Origin of the sequence: Mesorhizobium sp. M0898 (assembly GCF_040319695.1) — a bacterium.
Classification (GTDB): domain Bacteria; phylum Pseudomonadota; class Alphaproteobacteria; order Rhizobiales; family Rhizobiaceae; genus Mesorhizobium.
Genome location: NZ_JAMYOE010000005.1, coordinates 202697 through 225190, shown reverse-complemented (window position 1 = coordinate 225190; position 22494 = coordinate 202697). Strand labels below are relative to the sequence as shown.

The window sequence follows — 22494 nt, the reverse complement described above, 5'->3', positions numbered from 1 at the left end:
ACGGACGGCTCCCTTGTTTGAGATCTCAACGAACTCATTCTGGCACATCCGATGCCGTCGGGCGCCGTCCACCCCATCATGCCGTAACCTCCACGCGCTGCTACGTTGAACTGCAGGGCAAGCTCGTCCTCGATTGGTCGCAAGGGGGGCTAAAGGCCGGCGCTCTACGGCGCCCCCCTCTGCCCTGCCGGGCATCTCCCCCTCTTGGGGGGAGATTGGCAGCTTGACGGGCAGCGCGAATCTCGCAAACAGAACCTCAATCCGGCCCGAACCCCGGCGACGTCGCACTCCCGTCATCCAGCTTCGACAGCCATTCGACCAGCGTCGCGCGATAGCGCGTCAGGCCTTTGTAGTTGGCGAGTTCGTCGGGCAGGTCGCGGATGACGCGGTGCAGCCGCCGTGCCCATTTCGGCTGCGTCACCACCTCATCCATCTTGATCAGGTAGCAGCGGATCGGGAAGACGATTGCATTCGAGCGCGGCAGCCGCCAGAAGCTCTGCAGCTCGACGCGCAGATGGACCTTGTCGCCGACGTTTTCGGGCGTCACCGTGGCGCGGTCCGGACCCCATTTGTGGTAGTTTTCCGGGCTGGTATCGAGGCGCGGATTGATGGTCATCGTCCAGTTCAGCCGCCGCGCCGGCTTGCCCTGCTGGATGTTGGTGAGGAATTTCAGCGCCCGGACGAATATCCCCTTCTCGTGCGCCAGCGGCACCGGCGCGTGCCATTCGAAGAAGTTCATGCCGATGTCGAAATCGAGCGACCAGTCGGCCTGGGTGGTGACCATGCCGGCATCCATCCACAGATTGCCGTCGCGCTGATCGAGAATGCAGAAATCGCCCTGGCTCTGGCGCGTGATGTACTCCATCGGCCCATAGGGCAGCGTCGAGACGTCGCCGAAGGTGAAGCTGTCGTCGATGCCGAGCGGCCGGTTGATCCAGCGCCAGCGGTCGCCATGGCGCGTCAGCGTGAAATGCTCGGGATAGCCCAGCGCCTGCTGCTCCATCAAAAGCTCGAGCAGATCCCAGCCGGCCAGCGTCATGTGCGGCAGCGACTGGCAGCGCAGCGGATCCTCGGCCAGCACCAAAGCGCGGTCCTGCATCTCGGCGACATAGTGCTCGTCGACGTCGATCAAATTCTCCAGCACGCTGCCCTTCGGCCCGACGACGTGCGGCTCGATGTTGACGGCATACATGTAGCTGTCTTCATGGAACGGGAACGGGAACCGCCTGATGTGCTCGGGGCTGTTCCTGAAGGTGAAGTCGTCGCGGAACGTTTCCTTGCGAAAGGTGATGCCCAAGCTCGCCTCCTATCTTTCCAGCACCAGCGACCGGCCCTCGAAGCGCGAGACGCAGGGCATGATCTTGCAGCCCGAATGGTGGTCTTCCTCGCTCAGCCAGTGGTCGTTGTGGATGAATTTGCCGTCATGCGAAATCACGTTGGTCTCGCATTGGCCGCAGACGCCACCGCGGCAGAGATAGGGCGGATCGACGCCGGCCGCCTCGATCGCCTCGAGCAGGCTCTGCTGCTCGTCGACACGGATGGTCTTGCCGCTGAGCGCCAGCGTCACGTCGAAGGGCGCGCCGGGCTGGGGTGCGGCGAAATGCTCGAAATGCACGGTCTCCGGAGGCCAGCCGAGGGCGGCGGCACGCTCGCGCACCCAGCCGATCATGCCGGACGGGCCGCAGACATAGAGATGCGTGCCGAGCGGCTGAGACGACAGCAGCCGGTCGAGATCGACGCGCTCGTCGCGGTCGTCGTGATAGAGCCTGACCCGGCGATCGTAGCGCTCTCTCAGCAGGTCGGCATAGGTGCCGAGCGAGGCGGTGCGGCAGGTGTAATGCAATTCGAAATTGCCGCCTTCCGCCGCCAGCTGCGCGGTCTGCGCCATGAACGGGGTGATGCCGATGCCACCGGCCAGCATCAGATGCTTCCTGGCCCGAAGATCGAGCGAGAACAGGTTGACGGGGTAGCTCACCACCATCTCCGTGCCCGGCCTGACATGCCTGTGCATGAACAGCGAGCCGCCGCGGCCGGCGTCGTCGCGGCGCACCGAGATAGTGTATTCGCGAGTGTCGAGCGGCGAGCCCATCAGCGAATAAGGATTGAGCCTGGTGCGTTCGCCATCGCGCATCTCGACGACGACATGGGCGCCGCCGGAAAAGGTCGGCAAAAGCTCGCCGTCGCGCCGGCGGAAATGAAAGCGCGTCACCAGCTCGTTGACCGGGACGACATCGCTGACGACGACATCGAGTTTGGTGGTGCCGGTGCTCATCGAAAGACCTCCTCGATCGGAGGAATTTCGCTGCGGTCCTCGGCGTTGATGCAGACGCCCTGGAAGGCGGCGAGGCGCCGCGAATAGTGATCGCGCACCAGAAGCAAGAGGCCGCAATGCGAACAGGTTGCCGGCTGCGTCGTCACGTTCTCGGTGATGCCCTTGCAATGGACGCACTGCATGCGGCGCGCCAGCGAGCCGCGATGCTCGGTCTGAACCGAGGTGTGGTCGATGCCGGCTTCGAGCGCCGCCTGCATGGCCTGGCCGATCAGCCCCTCGGTGCCGGCAAGGTAGAGCCTGAGGCCCATATGGGCGTTGGCCAGCGTCTGCTTCAGCCGCGGCAGGGCGCTGGCAAAGGAATGGCCGAGGTAGAACTGTGCCGGCTTCAGGGCTTCGAGCGCATCGGCATATTTACCATCGCGTCCGGGAATGAAGATGATGTGGGCGCCACCGAAGAAATCCGCCGGTGCCTTGGCGGCCAGATCGGCAATCGCCAGCGCTCCCTCTGCATCCGCTATGAAAAGATGATGCTTGCCAGGCTGCGGAGACAGGGTCCCATAGACCGGGCGGCTGATGATGCTTTTCGCTGCCATACCCGCAGTATGCCTCAGCCTTTCGCCGTGCGCTTGGTCTTCTTCGGATCATCGAAAGGAAGCGGCTCGGCGGTTGCGCTGATGGTGCCGCTCTTGTTGCGGATCTCGAGCCTGGTGCCCTGCACCGCGCAGTCGACGTCGAGTCGGGCAATGCCCATCGATTTTTTGACCAGCGGCGAATACATGGCGCAGGTCACCACGCCGACCTTTTTGCCGTCGCGATAGACCGGCGCGCCCTCGTCGGCCGGCTCCTTGCCTTCGAGCAGCACGCCGAAGATCTTGAAGCGCTCCTTGCCCTTGAGGCGGTAGTGCTCCTCGGCACCGCGAAAGCCCGTCTTGCCGGGGCTGACGGTGAAGTCGAGACCAAGCTCCCACAGTGTGTCGCCGGGGCCTTCGTTCTCGAACGGGTATTTCTGCGAATTGTCGTAGGGGTAAAACAGCAGGTAGCTCTCGACGCGCAGCATGTCGAGCGTGGTGAAGCGGCACGGGATGATGCCGGCACTCTTGCCGTCGTCGAGGATCCTGTCCCAGATCGTTCCGGCGTCCTGGCCACGGCAGAAGATCTCGTAGCCGCGCTCGCCGGTGTAGCCGGTGCGCGAGATCATCACCGGAAAGCCGAACAACTGGGTCTGCATGTGGTGGAAATAATTGAGGTCGCGAATGCCGGGCACATGCTTTGCCAGATAATCGACGGCGGTCGGGCCTTGCAGCGAAAGATCGTGCAGATTGTCGTCGAAGCGCAGCGACACGTCGCGACCGACGGAAGCGCGCTGCAACTCTTCATGCCCGGTGCCCGAGCCATGCACGACCATCCAGGAATTCGGGCCGGTGCGGTAGAGGATGCAGTCGTCGGTGAACTTGCCGGCCTCGTTGAGCATGCAGGCATAGGCCGACTTGCCGGGATAGATCTTTTCGACGTCGCGCGTCGTCGCCAGATCGATCAGGTGCGAGGCGTGCGGCCCGGTGATGTGGACCTTCTTCAAGCCGGACACGTCCATCAGGCCGGCCTTGGTGCGGATGGCGATATACTCTTCGTCGGCGTCCTTGTCGTAGGTCCAGGCGGTGCCCATGCCGCTCCAGTCCTCGAGCTTCGAGCCGAGCGCGCGATGGCGGTCCGCAAGCGTCGAAAATCTCCAGGATGCCGTCATCCGCTGGTCCTCCGTTAGAAAGAAACTTTTTTGCTTTCCCCTGCTCCCTGCACACAGGCGGGAGCGTTGGCTTGAATATTGATCGCAAACGCCGGGAGCCTGCAATACCCGTAAGCAAATAATTTCATTGTCAGGCAAATCCGGCGCGCCCAAACAAACGGTTAACGTCGCGTAAAATCGTCTTGACAATTCCAGAATTCGGCCGGATTTTATGAAAAAAATTTCACTCTCTTGAAAGAGGGCAATGACCGGCCGATCCGGACCGGCGTTGAAAAAGGGGAAAGCCGATGTCCGACCTGCAACAGCGCGTGGAAGCGCTGTACCGTTCCGACGTGCGTGGATCCATGCTCCTGATCGTCTGCCTGTGGGCGACGATCCTCTTTGTCCTGTTCATGACGTGGCCATACGTCCCCGACGCCGGCATCAAGCTCGTCGTCGCGGTCGCCGCCGCCGCCGTGCTGATCTTCAACACGGCCGCCATTCTGGCGATGGTCAACCACTACAAGGAAGACAAGGATTTCATCTACGGCCTCGACATCAAGAATGCCGACGCCTACCGCAACCGCAAGTCCTGAGGGGGAGACGCATGGCCCGCTATACACCGCCCGAACAGAGCAAGGCCGGACAGGTTTTCGATATCGCCGTCGTTGTGGTCGCGATTTTCGTCGCGCTGTGGCTGCCGCTGAAACTAGGGCTGGCAGGGGCGGCAAAATCCATCGACGCGCTCGACGCCAAGACGTGGGAAGCGCTCGGCCAGAACCCGACCATGGCCTCGATCTGGGAAAAGCTCGGCTACACGCCGGAAACCGCGCACGACATCATCCAGAACCGGTTCCACTACATCATCGACTGGCCGACGCTGATCATCATGGCGGCAGTGCTGATCGGCTATTTCATCTTTCTGTTCCGCGCATCGGACCGCGAATACCGCGACGTCATCGACGAAAAGTTCGGCGACAAATAGATAGGAAGCATCGTCATGTGGGTGGCACTCTCTTACGCATGCTGGGGCATCTCGATCGTGCTCGCGCTGTGGATGCTCTACGACTGGTTCAAGATCGACACGACCTATTCCGAAGAGATGCTGACCTCGTCCAGGGAAGGCGAACTTGAAGCCGTGTCCGAAAAACACCGGATCTGAGTGGGGGATTGAACGATGACGATCACGGCTGAACCAGCGGTGCAAGTGCAGGGCGACAGGGTTTCACTGCTCAGGGTGCTCGGCCCCGCCCATGTCTGGGCGCTCGGTGTCGGCATCGTTCTGGTCGGCGAATTCACCGGCTGGAATTTCGCGGCGGACAAGGGCGGCGCGCTGGCGGCGCTGATCGTCTGCTGGATCGTCGGGCTGCTCTACACCTCGGTCGCGATGATCGATTCCGAAGTGACCTCGACGGTTGCCGCCGCCGGCGGCCAATATGCGCAGGCCAAGCACATTGTCGGGCCGCTGATGGCCTTCAACGTCGCGCTGTTCCTGGTCTTTGCCTACACCATGCTCGAAGTGTCGGACGCGATCCTGCTCGGCGACACCATCGTCGCCAAAGCCGGCGTCGAGGGCCTCACCCATAATTCCTTCATCGCCGCGACAATCGTCGTGCTGGCATGGCTGAACTATCGCGGCGTGCTGATGACGCTTAACGTCAACTTCGTCATCACTGCCATCGCCTATGTCTCGATCGTCATCCTGTTCTTCTCGGTCAGCCCGTGGACGCAAGGCGCCGTGCTCAAGCTCAACGAGTTGGTGACCCCGGGCAACGCCCTGCCCTATGGCTGGATCGGCGTCATCGCCGCCTTCCAGTTCGGCATCTGGTACTATCTCGGCATCGAGGGCACCACGCAGGCCGCCGAGGAAGTGCGCTCGCCGGCGCGCTCGCTGCCCTATGGCACGATGGCCGGCATGATCACGCTTTTGATCGCCGCCGCCATGACCTGGTATGTCTGCGCCTCGCTGATGCCCTGGGAATATCTCGGCATCACCTATTATCCGCTGTGGGACGCGGGCAAACTGACCGGTAGTGCGCTGCTGGAAAACCTGTTGTTCATCGCGACGCTGCTTGCCGCGCTCGCCTCCGCCAATGGCTGCATCAACGACGCCGCGCGCGCCTGGTTTTCGCTCGGCCGCGACCGCTATCTGCCGACCTGGTTCTCGGCGGTGCATCCGAAATACCGCACGCCCTATCGCTCGATCCTGTTTCTGCTGCCGATCGCGCTCGCCTTCGCCTTCATCGCCGACCTCAACCAGGCGATCACCTTCTCGATCCTGTCGGGCGTGCTGCAATACACCTTCATGAGCATCAACATCATTATGTTCAGGAAAAAGTGGCCGCTCGGCTCGATCCGCCGCGGCTACACCCATCCGTTCCACCCGCTGCCGGCGATCGTCTTGTTCTGCCTTTGCGTGGTCACCTTCTTTGCGATCTTCCTCGGCTTCGGCTCGCAGCTGATCGCCATGGTCGCCTTCTACTTCCTGATCTCGCTGTGGTTCCACTTCTACCGCTACAAATTCGTGCGCCGTGGCGCCCAGTTCACCATGCCGTGGCCGAAGCCGCAGGGCTACTGACGGCGCGCCCGGTCTGGGCGGGCATTTGTGTGACGAGGTGCGTTAGGTGATCTCAGCATTGCTCGCCGGGGCGGTTGCCCTGGCTCTCTTCCTCCATATAGCCTGGCTCGCGCGGGCCAGCCGCGCCAAGGCCTCGACCGGGCTTGCCGCCGACGAAGCCGGCGTCCGCGCCGTCATCCCCGACGCGGCCAACGTCTCGGACGGCACCGCCGGCGTCGTCACCTTCGCCGGCTCGTGGAACGGTCGGCGGGTGCAGGTACGGACCATCGTCGACACGCTGGCGATCAGGAAGCTGCCGGCGCGCTGGCTGAGTGTTTCGATCACCGAAAAGGTCGCGATACCAGGCACTTTCGATATGATGATGCGGCCCGGATCGCCGACGACTTTTTCCAATTTCGATCATCTCGTCCATCCGCTGCCGAAGGCGGCGGGGTTTCCGGCCGAGGCGGTGCTGCGGAGCGACCGCAAGGGCGTGCGCTTCCCCGAAGCCATCATCGCCGGCCACCTCGATGTCTTTGCCGAGGAGCGCGCCAAGGAATTGCTGATCACGCCGAACGGCGTGCGCATCGTCTGGCTGCTGGCCGAGGCCGAGCGGGCGCGCTACGGCGTATTCCGGCAGGCCGAATTCGGCGCGGTCAGGCTCGATCCGGTGCTGATCGAGAGGCTGCTGTCGTCGGCTTCGGCGCTGCGCGATGCCATCAATCAAAGCGAACGGCAAGCGGCATGATCAGCCAGATCACCACCTCCCCCGCACCACCGAGCCCCTATCTGGTTCTGGGCGCTGCGATCGTTTTGCCGGCGAGCGGGCATGTCGTGCTCGGCGTGCCGGTGCGCGGCCTGCAATTCCTGTTCTTCATGGTGATCCTTGCCTGGATCACCGCCAAGATCGCGCCGCCCGACGCCAGCTTCGTCGGACGCCATGCCGGCGGCTTCCTGATCTATGCCCTGTCGATCCTGGATGCCTACAAGATCGCCCGCATCCGCTATGCCAAATGGGTTCACAATGGCGGCCAGCGCAGCGATAGTGCGGCCGGCGGCGCCTCAGCCGATATATAACGACAGGAAAATTTTTTTCATACCAATTGAATTCCCGGGACTCATTCGATACATCTCGGAGGGAACAAACTCGCGGAGGCTGACATGTGCGGAATCGTCGGACTGTTTTTGAAGGACAAGTCGCTCGAGCCCCAGCTTGGCGCGATGCTGTCGGAGATGCTGATCTCACTCAGCGATCGCGGTCCCGACAGCGCCGGCATCGCCATCTATGGCGCGTCCTCCAATGAAGCCAAGATCACCATCCAGTCGGCCAAGCCGGAGCGCGATTTCCGCGGCCTCGACGCCGAACTTGCCAAGGCAATCGGCGCGCCGGTGAGCATTGCTGCGAAGTCGACGCATGCCGTGGTCCGGACGATGCCTGCCAAGATCGACGAAGCGCGCGAGGCGATCCAGACGCTGCGCCCCGACATCCGCATCATGGGCGCCGGCGACGTCGTCGAAATCTACAAGGAAGTCGGGCTGCCGGAAGCGGTCGTCGACCGTTTCGGCGTCCGCGAGATGACCGGCACCCACGGCATCGGCCATACCCGCATGGCGACCGAATCGGCGGTGACGACGATGGGCGCGCATCCGTTCTCGACCGGCGCCGACCAGTGCCTGGTGCATAATGGCTCGCTGTCCAACCACAACAATGTCCGCCGCGAGCTGATCCGCGAAGGCATGACATTCGAGACCGAGAACGACACGGAGGTCGCTGCCGCCTATCTCTCCTCGCAGATGGCGCATGGCAAGAATCTGGGCGAGGCGCTGGAAGGCACGCTGAGCGATCTCGACGGCTTTTTCACCTTCGTCGTCGGCACCAAGAACGGCTTCGGCGTGGTGCGCGATCCGATCGCCTGCAAGCCCGCCGTAATGGCCGAAACCGACCAGTATGTCGCCTTCGGCTCGGAATATCGTGCGCTCACCAAACTGCCCGGCATAGACAATGCGAAGGTCTGGGAACCCGAGCCCGCAACCGTCTATTTCTGGGAGCATTGAACCAATGCCGGCAATTAACCTCTCCAAGGCGGCTCGCGAGCCGGGCCATGCGTCACGGGTCTTCGACCTGGCCGAAATGTCGCTGCGCGAGCTCAATCAGGCGCTGCACGATCTGGCGCCCGGTTCGAACGAGACCGCCTGGGAGGTGCTCCACCCGCGAGGCAGCCATTCGGTCGCCGTCGGCGTCGACCAGCCGGTCGCCATCGATGTGCGCGGCAGCGTCGGCTATTATTGCGGCGGCATGAACGACGGCGGCACCATCACCGTGCATGGCTCGGCCGGGCCCGGCGTCGGCGAGAACATGATGTCCGGCCAGATCGTCGTCAAAGGCGATGCCAGCCAGTATGCCGGCGCCACCGGCCGGGGCGGGTTGCTCGTCATCGAAGGCAACGCGTCGTCGCGCTGCGGCATCTCGATGAAAGGCATCGACATCGTCGTCCACGGCAATATCGGCCACATGTCGGCTTTCATGGCGCAGTCCGGCAACCTCGTGGTGCTGGGCGACGCCGGCGATGCGCTCGGCGATTCCATCTACGAGGCGCGGCTTTTCGTGCGCGGCAAGGTCGAAAGCCTCGGCGCCGACTGCATCGCCAAGGAGATGCGGCCCGAGCATCTCGAATTGCTGCAAGGCTTGCTCGACCGCGCCGGTGTGACCGGCGTCAAGGCGGCGGAGTTCAAGCGTTATGGCTCGGCTCGTACCCTCTACAATTTCAATATCGACAACGCCGACGCGTATTGAGGCTCAATGACCTATCGCAACCCGCCGACGACGCCGCGCAAATCCGCGACCTTCGACGACTACACGCTTTCCGAGATCCGCCGCGCCGCGGCGACCGGCATCTATGACATCCGCGGCGCCGGCGCTAAGCGCAAGCTGCCGCATTTCGACGACCTTCTGTTCCTCGGTGCCTCGATCTCGCGCTACCCGCTCGAAGGCTATCGCGAGCGCTGCGACACCAGCGTCGTGCTCGGCTCGCGCTATGCGAAAAAACCGATCGAACTGAAAATCCCGATCACTATTGCCGGCATGAGCTTCGGCTCGCTGTCCGGCCCGGCGAAGGAAGCGCTTGGCCGCGGCGCGACGCTGTCCGGCACCTCGACGACGACCGGCGACGGCGGCATGACCGAGGAAGAGCGCGGCCATTCGAAGACGCTGGTCTACCAGTATCTGCCGTCACGCTACGGCATGAACCCGCGCGACCTGCGCCGCGCCGACGCGATCGAAGTGGTCGTCGGCCAGGGCGCCAAGCCAGGCGGCGGCGGCATGCTGCTCGGCCAGAAGATCTCCGACCGCGTCGCCGAAATGCGCACGCTGCCGAAAGGCATCGACCAGCGCTCGGCCTCGCGCCACCCCGACTGGACCGGGCCGGACGACCTCGAGATCAAGATCCTCGAACTGCGCGAGATCACCGACTGGGAAAAGCCGATCTACGTCAAGGTCGGCGGCGCGCGGCCCTATTACGACACCGCGCTTGCGGTGAAATCGGGCGCCGATGTCGTCGTCGTCGACGGCATGCAGGGCGGCACTGCGGCGACCCAGGAAGTGTTCATTGAAAATGTCGGCCAGCCTACGCTTGCCTGCATCAGGCCGGCCGTGCAGGCGCTGCAGGATCTCGGCATGCACCGCAAGGTGCAGCTGATCGTCTCCGGCGGTATCCGCAACGGCGCCGACGTCGCCAAGGCGCTGGCGCTCGGCGTCGATGCGGTGTCGATCGGCACGGCAGCGCTTGTCGCGCTCGGCGACAACGACCCGCGCTGGGAGGCGGAATACAACGAGCTCGGCACCACCGCCGGCGCCTATGACGACTGGCATGAGGGTCGCGACCCGGCCGGCATCACCACGCAGGATCCCGAGCTAATGAAACGGGTCGATCCGATTGCGGCCGGCCGACGGCTGGCGAATTATCTTAAGGTGATGACACTTGAGGCTCAGACAATCGCCCGCGCCTGCGGCAAGAACAGCCTGCACAATCTCGAGCCCGAGGATCTTGTGGCCTTGACGATCGAAGCCGCCGCCATGGCCGGCGTGCCGCTGGCCGGCACCAACTGGATACCGGGCAAGAACGGCTTCTAAGACAAACCAAATGCCAGTAAGCGAGGAACTATAATGGGGAACGATCTCGCCGCCTTCGCCAAGGAAAAGGGCGTCAAATATTTCATGATATCCTACACCGACCTGTTCGGTGGACAACGCGCCAAGCTGGTGCCGGCGCAGGCGATCGCCGACATGCAGCGGGACGGTGCCGGCTTTGCCGGCTTTGCCACCTGGCTCGATCTGACGCCGGCGCATCCCGACATGCTGGCGGTGCCGGATCCGGCCTCGGTGATCCAGTTGCCTTGGAAGCCGGAGGTCGCCTGGGTCGCCGCCAACTGCATCATGGACGACAAATCGGTCGAGCAGGCGCCGCGCAACACGCTGAAGCGGTTGATCGCGGAGGCTGCTGGCGACGGCATGCACATCAAGACCGGCGTCGAGGCCGAATTCTTCCTGATCTCGCCGGATGGCAAGACGATTTCCGACGAATATGACACGGCATCGAAGCCCTGCTACGACCAGCAGGCGGTGATGCGCCGCTACGACGTGATCGCCGAGATCTGCGACCACATGCTGGCGCTCGGCTGGGGCGCCTACCAGAACGACCACGAGGACGCCAACGGCCAGTTCGAGATGAACTGGGCCTTCGACGATGCGCTGGCGACCGCCGACAAGCATTCCTTCTTCAAATTCATGGTGAAATCGGTCGCCGAAAAGCACGGCCTGCGCGCAACCTTCATGCCTAAACCCTTCCAGGGCCTGACCGGCAATGGCTGCCATGCGCATATCTCGGTGTGGGACAAAGACGGCAAGACCAATGTCTTTGCCGATAATGCGATGGAGCTCGGCCTGTCGGCCAAGGGCAGGAATTTCCTCGGCGGCATCATGAAACATGCGTCCGCGCTTGCCGCCATCACCAACCCGACGGTCAATTCCTACAAGCGCATCAACGCACCGCGCACCATCTCCGGCGCCACCTGGGCGCCGAACACGGTGACCTGGACCGGCAACAACCGCACCCACATGGTGCGCGTGCCCGGCCCCGGCCGCTTCGAGCTGCGCCTGCCGGACGGCGCGGCAAACCCCTATCTGCTGCAGGCGGTGATCATCGCCGCCGGGCTTGACGGCGTCCGCTCGAAGGCCGACCCCGGCCGGCGCTACGATATCGACATGTACCAGTTCGGCCATACGGTCGAGGGCGCGCCGAAGCTGCCGCTCAACCTGCTCGACGCGTTGCGCGAGTTTGACAACGACAAATCGCTCAAGGCGGCGCTGGGTGAGGAATTCTCGTCGGCCTATCTAAAGCTGAAGCAGCAGGAATGGAATTCCTATGCTTCCCACTTCACCCAGTGGGAGCGCGACCACACGCTCGACATCTGATCCGGAATTGTTGCACGCCCGGCGCGAAACAGGTTCATGAAATACTCGATCTTCTCCCTCGCCCGGGCGGCATTTTCCGGCCACAAGAACTGGCAGCGCACCTGGCGCGACGCCAGCCCGAAGAGCCACTACGACGTGGTGATCATCGGCGGCGGCGGCCATGGCCTGGCGACGGCATGGTTCCTCGCCAGCGAATACGGCATCAGGAATGTCGCGGTGCTGGAAAAGGGCTGGATCGGCTCCGGCAATGCCGGCCGCAACACCACCATCATCCGCTCCAATTACGGGCTGCCCGGCAATACCGGCTTCTACGAGCTGTCGATGAAGCTGTGGGAGCGGATGGAGCAGGACCTCAACTACAACACCATGGTCAGCCAGCGCGGTGTCATCAACCTCTACCATTCCGACGCGCAGCGCGATGCCTATGCGCGGCGCGGCAACACCATGCGCATCAACGGCATCGATGCCGAACTGCTCGATCTGACGGCGGTCAGGAAGATGATGCCGTTCCTGAACTTCGACAACGCACGTTTCCCGGTGCAGGGCGGGCTTTTGCAGCGGCGCGGCGGCACGGCGCGGCACGACGCCGTGGTCTGGGGCTATGCGCATGCGGCGAGCGCGCTCGGCGTCGACATCATCCAGAACTGCGAGGTGACCGGTTTTGTCCGCGATGGCAGCGGCAAGGTGACCGGCGTCGAGACGAGCCGCGGCAGGATCGGCGCGGCCAAGGTCGGCATGGCGGTCGCCGGCTCCTCGTCGCGCGTCGCGGCGATGGCCGGCATGCGGCTGCCGATCGAAAGCCATGTGCTGCAGGCCTTCGTCTCCGAGGCGATCAAGCCGCTGATCCCCAACGTCATGACGTTCGGCGCCGGGCATTTCTACGTCAGCCAGTCCGACAAGGGCGGCCTGGTCTTCGGCGGCGACATAGACGGCTACAATTCCTATGCCCAGCGCGGCAATCTGCCTGTCATGGAAGACGTGTGCGAGGGCGGAATGGCGCTGATGCCGATGATCGGCCGGATACGGCTGCTGCGTCAGTGGGGCGGCATCATGGACATGTCGATGGACGGCTCGCCGATCATCGACAAAACACCGGTCAACGGGCTCTATCTCAACGCCGGCTGGTGCTATGGCGGCTTCAAGGCGACGCCCGGCTCCGGCCTGGTCTTTGCCCATCTGCTGGCGCGCGACGAGCCGCACAAGGAGGCTGCCCGCTTTCGTCTCGACCGCTTCCGGCGAGGTGCGATGATCGACGAAAAGGGCCAAGGCGCCCAACCGAACCTGCATTAAAGGCTGGCTGAAGAAGCATGCGCATTGTCTGTCCCTTCTGCGGCGAACGCGAACTCGGGGAGTTCACCTATCTGGGCGACGCCAACCCGGTGCGTCCGGCGGCCGGCGCCACCGAAGACGAGGTCTTCGACTACGTCTATCTGCGCGACAATGTCGCCGGGCCGATGAGCGAATACTGGTACCATGGCGGCGGCTGCCGGGCCTGGCTGAAGGTCGCCCGCAACACGCTGACGCACGAGATTTCGGCGGTCGAACCGGCTGCAGGCGTTGGTGCTGCCGAGGTTGGCGCCTGATGGTTGGCCCCGCGCAGATACACCGGCTGGAGAGCGGCGGTCTCATCGATCGCGCCGCGCCGCTGGCCTTCCGCTTCGACGGCAAGAGCTTTGCCGGCTTCCAAGGCGACACGCTGGCCTCGGCGCTGATCGCCAATGGCGTCAAGCTGGTCGGCCGCTCGTTCAAATACCATCGGCCGCGCGGCATCCTGACCGCTGGTTCGGAGGAGCCCAACGCGCTGGTCGAACTGCGCAGCGGAGCGCGGCGCGAGCCGAACACCAAGGCGACCACGGCCGAACTCTATGACGGGCTCGAAGCCGCCAGCCAGAACCGCTGGCCGTCGCTGCGCCACGACCTGATGGCGGTCAATCAGCTGTTCGCGCCGATCTTCGTCGCCGGCTTTTACTACAAGACCTTCATGTGGCCGGCGAAATTCTGGGAAACGATCTACGAGCCAACGATTCGCCGCGCCGCCGGCCTCGGCCGCGCTGCAGGCGTCGCCGATCCCGACCATTACGACAAGGCGTGGGCGCATTGCGACGTGCTGATTGCCGGGTCCGGCCCGGCCGGGCTGGCTGCGGCACTGGCGGCCGGGCGCGGCGGCGCCCGCGTCATCCTGTGCGAGGAAGATTTTGCGCTTGGCGGCCGTCTGCTCGCCGACGGCGGCATGATCGACGGCGCGCCGGCGGCCGAATGGATTACGCGCACGCTGGCCGAACTCGCCGCACTGCACGATGTCCGCATCATGACCCGCACGACATTGTTCGGCGTCTATGATGGCGGCACCTATGGCGCCATCGAGCGGGTCAACGACCACCTGCCCTCGCCGCCCGAGCACCAGGTGCGCCAGCGGTTGTGGCGGATCGTGGCCAAGCGCTGCGTCGTCGCCGCCGGCGCCATCGAGCGACCGATCGTCTTTGCCGGTAACGACACGCCGGGCGTGATGATGGCTTCGGCTATGCGGACCTATGTCGCGCGCTACGCGGTTACCCCTGCCAGGAGGATCGCGCTGTTCACCAACAATGAGGATGGCTGGCGCACGGTCGAGACCGCGCTTGGCGCCGGTTTGCAGATCGCGGCGGTCGTCGATGCGCGCCCGGACGTCTCCGCCGCGCATCGAGCGCTTGCCGCCAAGGGCGGCTTTGCCGTGCTCAACGGCTCGGTCAGCGGGGTCGAAGGCGGCAAGGACGGGGTCCGGAAAATCGTGGTGGCGCTGACCGGCGGCGCACGGGCGGAAGTCGAAGCCGACGGGCTTGCCGTGTCCGGCGGCTGGAATCCGGCGGTCGGGCTGACCTCCTATCATCGCGGCCGGCCGAAATGGCAGGACGATATCGCAGCCTTCGTGCCGGATGGTGCGCCGCCCGGCATGATGGCCGTCGGCGCCGCCAACGGCGCCTTCGGGCTGGGCGACTGCCTGCGCCAGGGCTTTGCCGCGGGTGCTGCGGCAGCGCAGAGTGCTGGACGCGGCGGCAATGCCGGCACATCGCCGGTCGCCGACAGCGAGGCGTTTTCGCTGACGCCGCTTTGGTATGTGGCCGGCAAAGGGAAAGCCTTAGTCGATTACCAGCATGACGTGACCGCGTCCGACATCGAGCTGGCGCAGCGCGAAGGTTTCGAATCGGTCGAGCATCTCAAGCGCTATACGACGCTCGGCATGGCCACCGACCAGGGCAAGACCTCGAACGTCGCCGGTCTCGCCATCATGGCGGCAATCAGCGGCAAATCGATCCCCGAAACCGGCACGACGATCTACCGCCCACCTTATGTGCCGGTCGCCATCGGCGCCTTCGCCGGCCATCATCGCGACGAAGACTTCCATGCGACGAGGCTGACGCCGTCGCATCACTGGGCAGCCGAACAGGGCGCGGTGTTCGTCGACACCGGCCTGTGGAAGCGCGCGCAATGGTATCCGCGCGCCGGCGAAAAGGACTGGCTGGAATCGGTCACCCGCGAGGTCAAGGCGGTGCGCTCCGGCGTCGGCTTCTGCGATGTCTCGACGCTCGGCAAGATCGACGTGCACGGCCCGGATGCCGGCGCCTTTCTCGACCGCGTCTACATCAACACCTTCTCCAGTCTCGCCGTCGGCAAAGCCCGCTACGGGCTGATGCTGCGCGAGGACGGCATCGTCTATGACGACGGCACGACGTCGCGGCTGGCCGAGGACCACTATTTCCTGACCACCACCACCGCCAAGGCCGGGCTGGTGATGCAGCATCTCGAATTCTGCCGGCAGGTGCTGTTCCCCGAATTCGACGTGCAGCTGACATCCGTCTCCGATCAATGGGCGCAGTTCTCGATCGCCGGGCCGAAGACCCGGGACCTGCTTCGGGAAATCGTCGATCCGGCGGAGGATTTGTCGAACGAGGGCTTTCCCTTCATGGGGGCGCGGGAAGTCGCGCTTCGCGGTGGCATCAAGGCGCGGCTGTTCCGCATCTCGTTTTCGGGCGAAATGGCGTTCGAGATTTCGGTTCCCGCCCGCTATGGCGAGGCGCTGGTGCGCAATTTGATGCTGGCCGGCAAGCCGTTCGGCGTTACGCCCTACGGTACCGAGGCGCTCGGCGTCATGCGCATCGAAAAGGGCCATGTCGCCGGCCCGGAGCTGAACGGCACGACGACCGCCGCCGACCTCGGCCTCGGCAAGATGATGTCGACCAAAAAAGATTTCATCGGCCGCGTCATGGCCGGGCGCGAGGCGCTGATTGCCCCAGACCGGCAGGTCGTCGTCGGCATCAAGCCGGTCGACAAGACGCGCCGCCTGCGCTCCGGCGCGCATATCATTCCGAAAGGCGAGACGCCCGGTCCCGGCAACGACCAGGGCTATGTCACTTCGGTCTGCTTCTCGCCCATGCTCGACCAGTGGATCGGGCTGGCGCTTGTTGAGCGTGGCCGCGAGCGCATCGGCGAGATCGTCCATGCGCATGACCCGCTGCGCGGCGAAGACTACGACGTCGAGCTGTGCAGCCCGGCCTTCTACGATCCGGATGGAGGGCGCCAGCGTGGCTGAGTTTTCCTGGATTGCCCGCAGTCCGCTGGAGAAAGCGCTCGTTGTCGGCGCCTATGGCGCGCGCGGCACGGCGGCCGGCGTATCGCTCACCGAGATCCGCAATTTCGACCTGATCCAGGTGATGGCGCGGCGCGGCAAAGCGGCAGAACTGGCGAAGGCCGCCGAAACCCGCTTCGGCGCTGCCGCCCCGGAAACGCCCAAGGCGACCCGAACTCCCGACGCTACGCTGATCTGGTCGGGACCGGATCAGTTCCTGGTCCTGTCCAATGGCGGCAAGCACGCGAGTGAACCGCTGAGCCAGACGTTTGCGCAATCCGCCTCGTTGTCCGACCAGTCGCATGCTCGCGCGCTGATCAGCGTTTCCGGAGAAAAGGCGCGCGCGATGCTGGCCAAACTGTCGTCACTAGACCTGCACCCCGCGGCGTTCCCGGCCGGCACCGCTGCGGCGACCTCGGTCGATCACACCAGCATCAATCTCTGGCGCGGCAATGACCGGCCGGACGGACAGGCGGTGTTCAATCTTCTGGTGTTCGCCACCTTCGCGGAAAGCCTGTCGCATACGATGCTGGACGCTGCCGCCGAGTATGGCGTCGAGATCGGGCATTCCGAGGAATTGGGGTAGGATTGTGCGCCACCTTCCCTTCTCCCCTTGTGGGAGAAGGTGGCCGAGCGAAGCTCGGTCGGATGAGGGGTGCTCCAGCTTGGCTATGACGGCACTCCGTCCAACACCCCTCAACCGTCTCGGCGCTGCGCGCCGATCCACCTTCTCCCACAAGGGGAGAAGGAAGAGGCGCGCGCCTCGCCTTCACTTGCCAACTCCGGCTCTTCTATCCTATTCTTCCCGCTAAAATAATTTCACACACAGGCAAACTTGTTTCTCGAAACCAAGGTTGAGATGAGCCAGTCGCCCTACCCCGCCGTCGTCGCCGGACCGCCCCGGCCGAGCCTGATCCTGCGGCCAGGCCAGATTACGCTGCCGGCCGGGATGGAGCGCTACTCGGTTCAGGGCAATGGCGCGGTGCTGATCGAGGTCGAGGCCGGCGACATTGTCACCGTGCGCGATGTCGAGGGCGGGCAGGCCTGCGAGCTGCTGGCATGGGACAGCAGCGACGCGACCGATCCCGGCATTCTCGGCGAGAAATCGAACAGCAATGCCGCCGGCATCAAGGCGCTGCTGGCCGAAGGCGACGACAGCCTCGCATCCTTGCGCCGGGGGCTCGAGCGGCGCCAGGTGCAGCTCGACCAGGCGAAGGCGGTTCGCGTTTTCGGCGGCGCCACCCCTGCCGGTACCGAACAGGCTTTTACCGTCGCCCGCGATGGGTCGATGCTGATTGCCGCGCCCGGCGGGCCGATGCTGGTCGACGGCCACGATACGGCGACGCCGCTTAGCGTCATCGTCCGCCGCGCCACCATCCGCCCGGCAGCGAAATCCAGGCTTGCCGACCCGCTGGCCGATCCCGTGCTCGACCTGCGCGTCCATTCGGCGACGGCGGAGGCCTACTTCGTCAAGGCGGGCGACTATCTGCAGATCATCGATGTCGACGGGCGCCAATGCACCGACTTCCAGTGCTTTTCGGCGCGCAAGCTGGACAAGGGCCGCGATCATCCGCTCGACGTGACGACGACGCGCACGCTGATGGGTTCGAGCTATCCGATGCCCGGTCTGCACTCAAAATACTACGACCAGGACATGGAGCCGCTGGTCGAGGTTGTGCAGGACACTTGCGGCCGCCACGATGCATTCGCGCTCGCCTGCGCGGCCAAATATTACGACGACATCGGTTATCCCGGCCATCCCAACTGCTCGGAGAATTTCAACCGCGCGCTGGCCGACAAGGGTGTCACGCCTCGCGCCGGCTGGATGGCGATCAACTTCTTCTTCAACACGGCCATCGACGCGCATGGCGTCGTGGTATCGGACGAGCCGTGGTCGCGGCCGGGCGACTATGTGCTACTCAGGGCGCTCACGGACATCGTCTGCGTCTCGTCCGCCTGCCCCGACGATACGACGCCGGCCAATGGCTGGAACCTGACCGACATCCATGTGCGAACCTATTCCGGCCAGCACAAATTCTCGCGAGCGATCGCCAGACGCATGACGCCCGATTCGGAACCGAAAATGACCCGCGAGACCGCCTTTCATTCGAGCTTTGCCAAGCACACCCGCAACTTCGTCGAGTACAAGGGCTATTGGCTGGCCAATTCCTTCGCCAGGCAAGGCCCGATCGATGAATACTGGGCCTGCCGGCAGGACGCCGTGATCATGGACCTGTCGCCGCTGCGCAAGTTCGAGGTCACCGGGCCGGACTCCGAGGCGCTGCTGCAATACACGCTGACCCGCGACATCAAGAAGCTCGGCGTCGGCCAGGTCGTCTATTCCGCCATGTGCTACGAGCATGGCGGCATGATCGACGACGGCACGCTGCTCAGGCTCGGCAAGGATAATTTCCGCTGGGTCGGCGGCGACGATCTATCCGGCCAATGGCTGCGGGAAACGGCGCAAAAACTCGGCCTCACCGTGCTGGTGCGCTCCTCGACCGACCAGATGCACAATGTTGCCGTGCAGGGACCGAAAAGCCGCGACGTCCTGCGGCAGATCATCTGGACTTCGCCGCTGCAGCCGTCGATCGACGAACTCGAATGGTTCCGTTTCGCCGTCGCCCGCATCGGCGGCGGCAACGGCATTCCGGTCGTTGTCTCGCGCACCGGCTACACCGGCGAGCTCGGCTATGAGATCTGGTGCCATCCGCGCGACGCCGAAAAGGTGTTCGACGCGATCTGGCAGGCCGGCCAGCCGCACGGCCTGAAGCCGATGGGGCTGCAGGCGCTCGATATGGTGCGCATCGAGGCCGGGCTGATCTTTGCTGCTCACGAGTTTTCCGACCAGACCGACCCGTTCGAGGCCGGCATCGGCTTCACCGTACCCCTGAAGACCAAGAGCGACGATTTCATCGGCCGCGAGGCGCTGATCCGGCGCAAGGAAAACCCGCAGAAGAAGCTGGTCGGCCTCGACATCGACGCCAACGTCGCCGTCGGCCACGGCGATTGCGTGCATATCGGCCGCGCCCAGATCGGCGTCGTCACCTCGGGCATGCGCTCGCCGGTGCTGAACAAGACCATCGCGCTGGCCAGGCTCGACGTCGCGCATTCGGCGATCGGCACCGAGGTCGAAATCGGCAAGCTCGACGGCCACAGCAAGCGGCTACCGGCGCGCGTCGTCGCCTTCGCCCATTACGACCCGCAAAAGACCAGGCCGCGCTCCTGATCGACGCTGCCTGGTTCTTCCCTTGTCCCACAAGCGCAATGTGCACAGCGTCACAAAGCACTTGACGTGAAAGCCCGTTGGGTCAATCTTCACTGCTAAGAAAAAAATACTACTGAGCGGAAAACGCCTGGGGCCGTTCAACGTGAGCGTCGATGACGCCTCGCGAGATTGCGGCTGTTGCCGATGGGGAACATCAAAAATGGGGAATCCACGTAAATGAGCACGATAGTCACCACCTTGGTGCCGCCTGCCGAAGGGCAGCTGCACCGGAACATCGACTGGCGCGGCGCCTTCTGGGTGGCAAGCGGCGTTCCGGCCCTTGTCCTGTTTTCGATCGGCGGCATCGCCGGCACCACCGGAACACTGGCCTTCCTGATCTGGGCCGTATCCATGGTCATGGGCTTCCTGCAGTCCTTCACCTATGCGGAGATCGCCGGGCTGTTCCCGAACAAATCCGGCGGCGCCTCGGTCTACGGCGCCACCGCGTGGCTGCGCTATTCGAAATTCATCGCGCCGCTTTCGGTGTGGTGCAACTGGTTCGCCTGGTCGCCGGTGCTGTCGCTCGGCTGCTCGATCGCCGCCGCCTATATCCTCAACGCACTGGCGCCGGTGCCGCTGTTCACCGACACTTCGCCGGAAGTCGCCGCCTATATTGCGGCCCATGCCGGAACCAGCGCCGCCGACGCCATCACCGCGGTCACCGCGGCGGCGACGCCGGCGATCCGTAACTGGACGCTCTACGGTCACACGCTTGGCCCGGTTTCCTTCACCTTCAACGCCACCTTCTTCATCGGCGCGGTGCTGATGCTGATCATCTTCTCGATCCAGCATCGCGGCATCCTGGGCACGGCCAACGTGCAGAAATATATCGGCCTGCTGGTCATCATCCCGATGCTGATCGTCGGCGTGGTGCCGATCGTCACCGGCCAGATCAACTGGGCAAACTTCTCGCCGCTGGTGCCGCTCGCGGCAGCCTATGCGCCGGAGCCCGGCGCGTGGAACATCGCCGGCTGGACGCTGGTGCTCGGCGGCATGTTCATCGCGGCGTGGTCGACCTACGGCTTCGAGACCGCGGTCTGCTACACCTCCGAGTTCAAAAACCCGGGCACCGATACCTTCAAGGCGATCTTCTATTCCGGCCTGTTGTGCATGCTGCTGTTCATCCTGGTGCCGTTCACCTTCCAGGGCGTGCTCGGCTTGAACGGCATGCTGGCGACGCCGATCGTCGACGGCTCCGGCGTTGCCGATGCGCTGGCCGGTATGGTCGGCGGCGGACAGCTGATCCACAGCCTGCTGGTGATGCTGATGATCCTGGCGCTGGTGCTCTGCATCATGACGGCGATGGCCGGCTCCTCGCGCACGCTCTATCAAGGCTCGGTCGACGGCTGGCTGCCGCGCTATCTCAGCCATGTCAACGAGCACGGCGCCCCGACGCGGGCGATGTGGACCGACCTGATCTTCAACCTGATCGTGCTGGCCATCGCCTCGGCCGACGCAACAAGCTTCTTCTTCATCCTCGCCGTGTCGAATTGCGGCTACATCATCTTCAACTTCCTTAACCTCAATGCCGGCTGGATCCACCGCATCGACAATGGCCACATCGCGCGGCCATGGAGGGCGCCGAGCTGGCTGCTCGGCCTCGGCGCCATCTTTGCCTACGTCAACGCGGTCTTCATGGGCGCCGGCGCCAAGGTCTGGAACCCGATGGCATTGTGGGCCGGGCTGATCACGGCAGCCTTGATCATCCCGGTGTTCTGCTTCCGGCACTACATCCAGGACAAGGGCAAATTCCCCGACCACATGCTGGCCGATCTCGGCATGAGCTCGTCCGACCTTGCGGTGAAAAAGGCGGGGATGCTGCCCTATCTGACGCTGGTCGCCGGCGTCGTGGTGATGCTGCTCGCCAACTGGCTGTTCGTCATCTGACGGCTGCGTTGAGGGATCGGGCACGCAAGGCGCGCTCGATTCCTGCATTTTGTTCTTGCTTTGTGCCGGCAGCTATGCTACTAATTTTGGTATGGTGCTGATTCGCCCCGAGACCCGCCGCTGAGGCGGGTTTTTCTTTTTAGGGGCTATTCGGCAGCGGTGCCGGCGCGGGAGCGACCGCCAAGCGCTGCACCGATATCCTCGAGGACCTGTCCGACGCGCGCCTGGATCGTCTCGGACGCAAGCACGCCGTCGATGAAATCCCTGTCCGAAGCGTAGATCGCGGTCGGCAGCGTAAAGGCCTCGAAGAAGCCGAACAGCGGTCTCAGCTGGTGCTCGATGATCAGCGCATGCCGGTCGCCGCCGCCGGTCGCCAGCAGCACCACCGGCTTGCCCCTGAGCGCCGTTGGGTCGACAAGATCGAAGAAGTGTTTGAACAGGCCGGTATAGCTGCCCTTGTAGGTGGGCGAGCCGACGACGAGCACGTCCGCCGCGACGACGCGCTTGAGGATATCGCCCGCTTGCGCATCCAGTTCACGCGCCCATTTGGCGCCACCGAGGCTGGGGCCGAGGTCGACGACGTCATGCGTGCTGGCGGCCAGGCCATATCTGCCGGCTACCTCGTTCACGATACGATCGACGAAGCCGCGCGTCTTGGACGGCCGGGTGAAATTGCCTGAGAAACCGACAACGGCCGGATTGGTCATGATGCAAAGC

Annotated in this window: 21 protein-coding genes; 16 read left to right on the top strand and 5 right to left on the bottom strand. The window is 64.1% G+C overall.

The features are described from left to right. Window positions 1-256 precede the first annotated feature (256 nt). Genes NKH90_RS09820 through NKH90_RS09805 form a run of 4 tightly spaced genes read right to left on the bottom strand, consistent with a single transcriptional unit; the run spans window position 257 to window position 4013 of the window. Complete coding sequence (locus tag NKH90_RS09820; RefSeq protein ID WP_352819151.1) at window positions 257-1297, bottom strand: heme-dependent oxidative N-demethylase family protein; 1041 nt, start codon at window positions 1295-1297, stop codon at window positions 257-259. A 9-nt stretch (window positions 1298-1306) separates the two neighbouring features. Continuing rightward, the gene (locus tag NKH90_RS09815; protein ID WP_352819149.1) at window positions 1307-2272 is read right to left on the bottom strand and encodes a PDR/VanB family oxidoreductase; all 966 of its coding nucleotides are present in this window, start codon (window positions 2270-2272) and stop codon (window positions 1307-1309) included. After that, window positions 2269-2865 (bottom strand): dimethylamine monooxygenase subunit DmmA family protein, encoded by a 597-nt coding sequence (locus tag NKH90_RS09810; protein WP_352542204.1) that lies wholly within the window; start codon window positions 2863-2865, stop codon window positions 2269-2271. The genes NKH90_RS09815 and NKH90_RS09810 overlap by 4 nt, the downstream gene beginning before the upstream one ends. A 14-nt stretch (window positions 2866-2879) precedes the next feature. Beyond that, window positions 2880-4013, bottom strand: coding sequence for an aminomethyl transferase family protein (locus NKH90_RS09805; RefSeq protein WP_352819147.1), 1134 nt, complete (start codon window positions 4011-4013; stop codon window positions 2880-2882). A gap of 287 nt (window positions 4014-4300) precedes the next feature. Between NKH90_RS09805 and NKH90_RS09800 the strand changes: the two genes are divergently transcribed. The 16 genes from NKH90_RS09800 to NKH90_RS09725 all read left to right on the top strand — a co-directional run bounded on the left by NKH90_RS09800 (window position 4301) and on the right by NKH90_RS09725 (window position 21777). Further along, window positions 4301-4588 (top strand): hypothetical protein, encoded by a 288-nt coding sequence (locus tag NKH90_RS09800; protein ID WP_023673993.1) that lies wholly within the window; start codon window positions 4301-4303, stop codon window positions 4586-4588. Between the two features lie 11 nt (window positions 4589-4599). After that, the gene (locus NKH90_RS09795) at window positions 4600-4977 is read left to right on the top strand and encodes a hypothetical protein (protein WP_023673992.1); all 378 of its coding nucleotides are present in this window, start codon (window positions 4600-4602) and stop codon (window positions 4975-4977) included. 15 nt (window positions 4978-4992) lie between these two features. Continuing rightward, window positions 4993-5154 (top strand): hypothetical protein, encoded by a 162-nt coding sequence (locus tag NKH90_RS09790; RefSeq protein ID WP_023673991.1) that lies wholly within the window; start codon window positions 4993-4995, stop codon window positions 5152-5154. A gap of 15 nt (window positions 5155-5169) precedes the next feature. Continuing rightward, on the top strand, window positions 5170-6570 hold the full coding sequence (locus NKH90_RS09785; protein ID WP_352755444.1) for an APC family permease: 1401 nt from the start codon (window positions 5170-5172) through the stop codon (window positions 6568-6570). Window positions 6571-6616: 46 nt separating this feature from the next. Further along, window positions 6617-7297 (top strand): hypothetical protein, encoded by a 681-nt coding sequence (locus tag NKH90_RS09780; protein WP_352502041.1) that lies wholly within the window; start codon window positions 6617-6619, stop codon window positions 7295-7297. After that, the gene (locus NKH90_RS09775) at window positions 7294-7626 is read left to right on the top strand and encodes a hypothetical protein (protein ID WP_352502042.1); all 333 of its coding nucleotides are present in this window, start codon (window positions 7294-7296) and stop codon (window positions 7624-7626) included. Before NKH90_RS09780 ends, NKH90_RS09775 begins: the two co-directional genes overlap by 4 nt. Window positions 7627-7710: 84 nt before the next feature. Beyond that, the gene (locus tag NKH90_RS09770; protein ID WP_352612295.1) at window positions 7711-8604 is read left to right on the top strand and encodes a class II glutamine amidotransferase; all 894 of its coding nucleotides are present in this window, start codon (window positions 7711-7713) and stop codon (window positions 8602-8604) included. Between the two features lie 4 nt (window positions 8605-8608). Beyond that, complete coding sequence (locus NKH90_RS09765; protein WP_352453795.1) at window positions 8609-9343, top strand: GltB/FmdC/FwdC-like GXGXG domain-containing protein; 735 nt, start codon at window positions 8609-8611, stop codon at window positions 9341-9343. 6 nt (window positions 9344-9349) lie between these two features. Then, window positions 9350-10678: an FMN-binding glutamate synthase family protein gene (locus NKH90_RS09760; protein WP_023673984.1), complete on the top strand. Its 1329-nt coding sequence runs from the start codon at window positions 9350-9352 to the stop codon at window positions 10676-10678. Between the two features lie 33 nt (window positions 10679-10711). Further along, window positions 10712-12019, top strand: coding sequence for a type III glutamate--ammonia ligase (glnT, locus tag NKH90_RS09755; protein ID WP_023673983.1), 1308 nt, complete (start codon window positions 10712-10714; stop codon window positions 12017-12019). A gap of 36 nt (window positions 12020-12055) precedes the next feature. Continuing rightward, on the top strand, window positions 12056-13309 hold the full coding sequence (locus tag NKH90_RS09750) for a sarcosine oxidase subunit beta family protein (protein ID WP_352542209.1): 1254 nt from the start codon (window positions 12056-12058) through the stop codon (window positions 13307-13309). Window positions 13310-13326: 17 nt separating this feature from the next. After that, entirely contained in the window at window positions 13327-13602 is a 276-nt protein-coding gene (locus tag NKH90_RS09745; protein ID WP_352819145.1) for a sarcosine oxidase subunit delta, read from the top strand. Continuing rightward, window positions 13602-16586 (top strand): sarcosine oxidase subunit alpha, encoded by a 2985-nt coding sequence (locus NKH90_RS09740; RefSeq protein WP_352773132.1) that lies wholly within the window; start codon window positions 13602-13604, stop codon window positions 16584-16586. Before NKH90_RS09745 ends, NKH90_RS09740 begins: the two co-directional genes overlap by 1 nt. Next, window positions 16579-17208, top strand: a complete 630-nt coding sequence (locus NKH90_RS09735; protein WP_352819143.1) for a sarcosine oxidase subunit gamma — start codon at window positions 16579-16581, stop codon at window positions 17206-17208. Before NKH90_RS09740 ends, NKH90_RS09735 begins: the two co-directional genes overlap by 8 nt. A gap of 273 nt (window positions 17209-17481) precedes the next feature. Next, a complete protein-coding gene (locus NKH90_RS09730) occupies window positions 17482-19851 on the top strand; it encodes a trimethylamine N-oxide demethylase (RefSeq protein ID WP_352819141.1) in 2370 nt (789 codons plus the stop codon). Between the two features lie 216 nt (window positions 19852-20067). Further along, complete coding sequence (locus NKH90_RS09725; protein WP_352542214.1) at window positions 20068-21777, top strand: trimethylamine N-oxide permease; 1710 nt, start codon at window positions 20068-20070, stop codon at window positions 21775-21777. Between the two features lie 146 nt (window positions 21778-21923). Here NKH90_RS09725 and msuE read toward each other — a convergent pair whose 3' ends face one another. Continuing rightward, a complete protein-coding gene (msuE, locus tag NKH90_RS09720) occupies window positions 21924-22484 on the bottom strand; it encodes an FMN reductase (protein ID WP_352455213.1) in 561 nt (186 codons plus the stop codon). Between the last annotated feature and the right edge of the window lie 10 nt (window positions 22485-22494).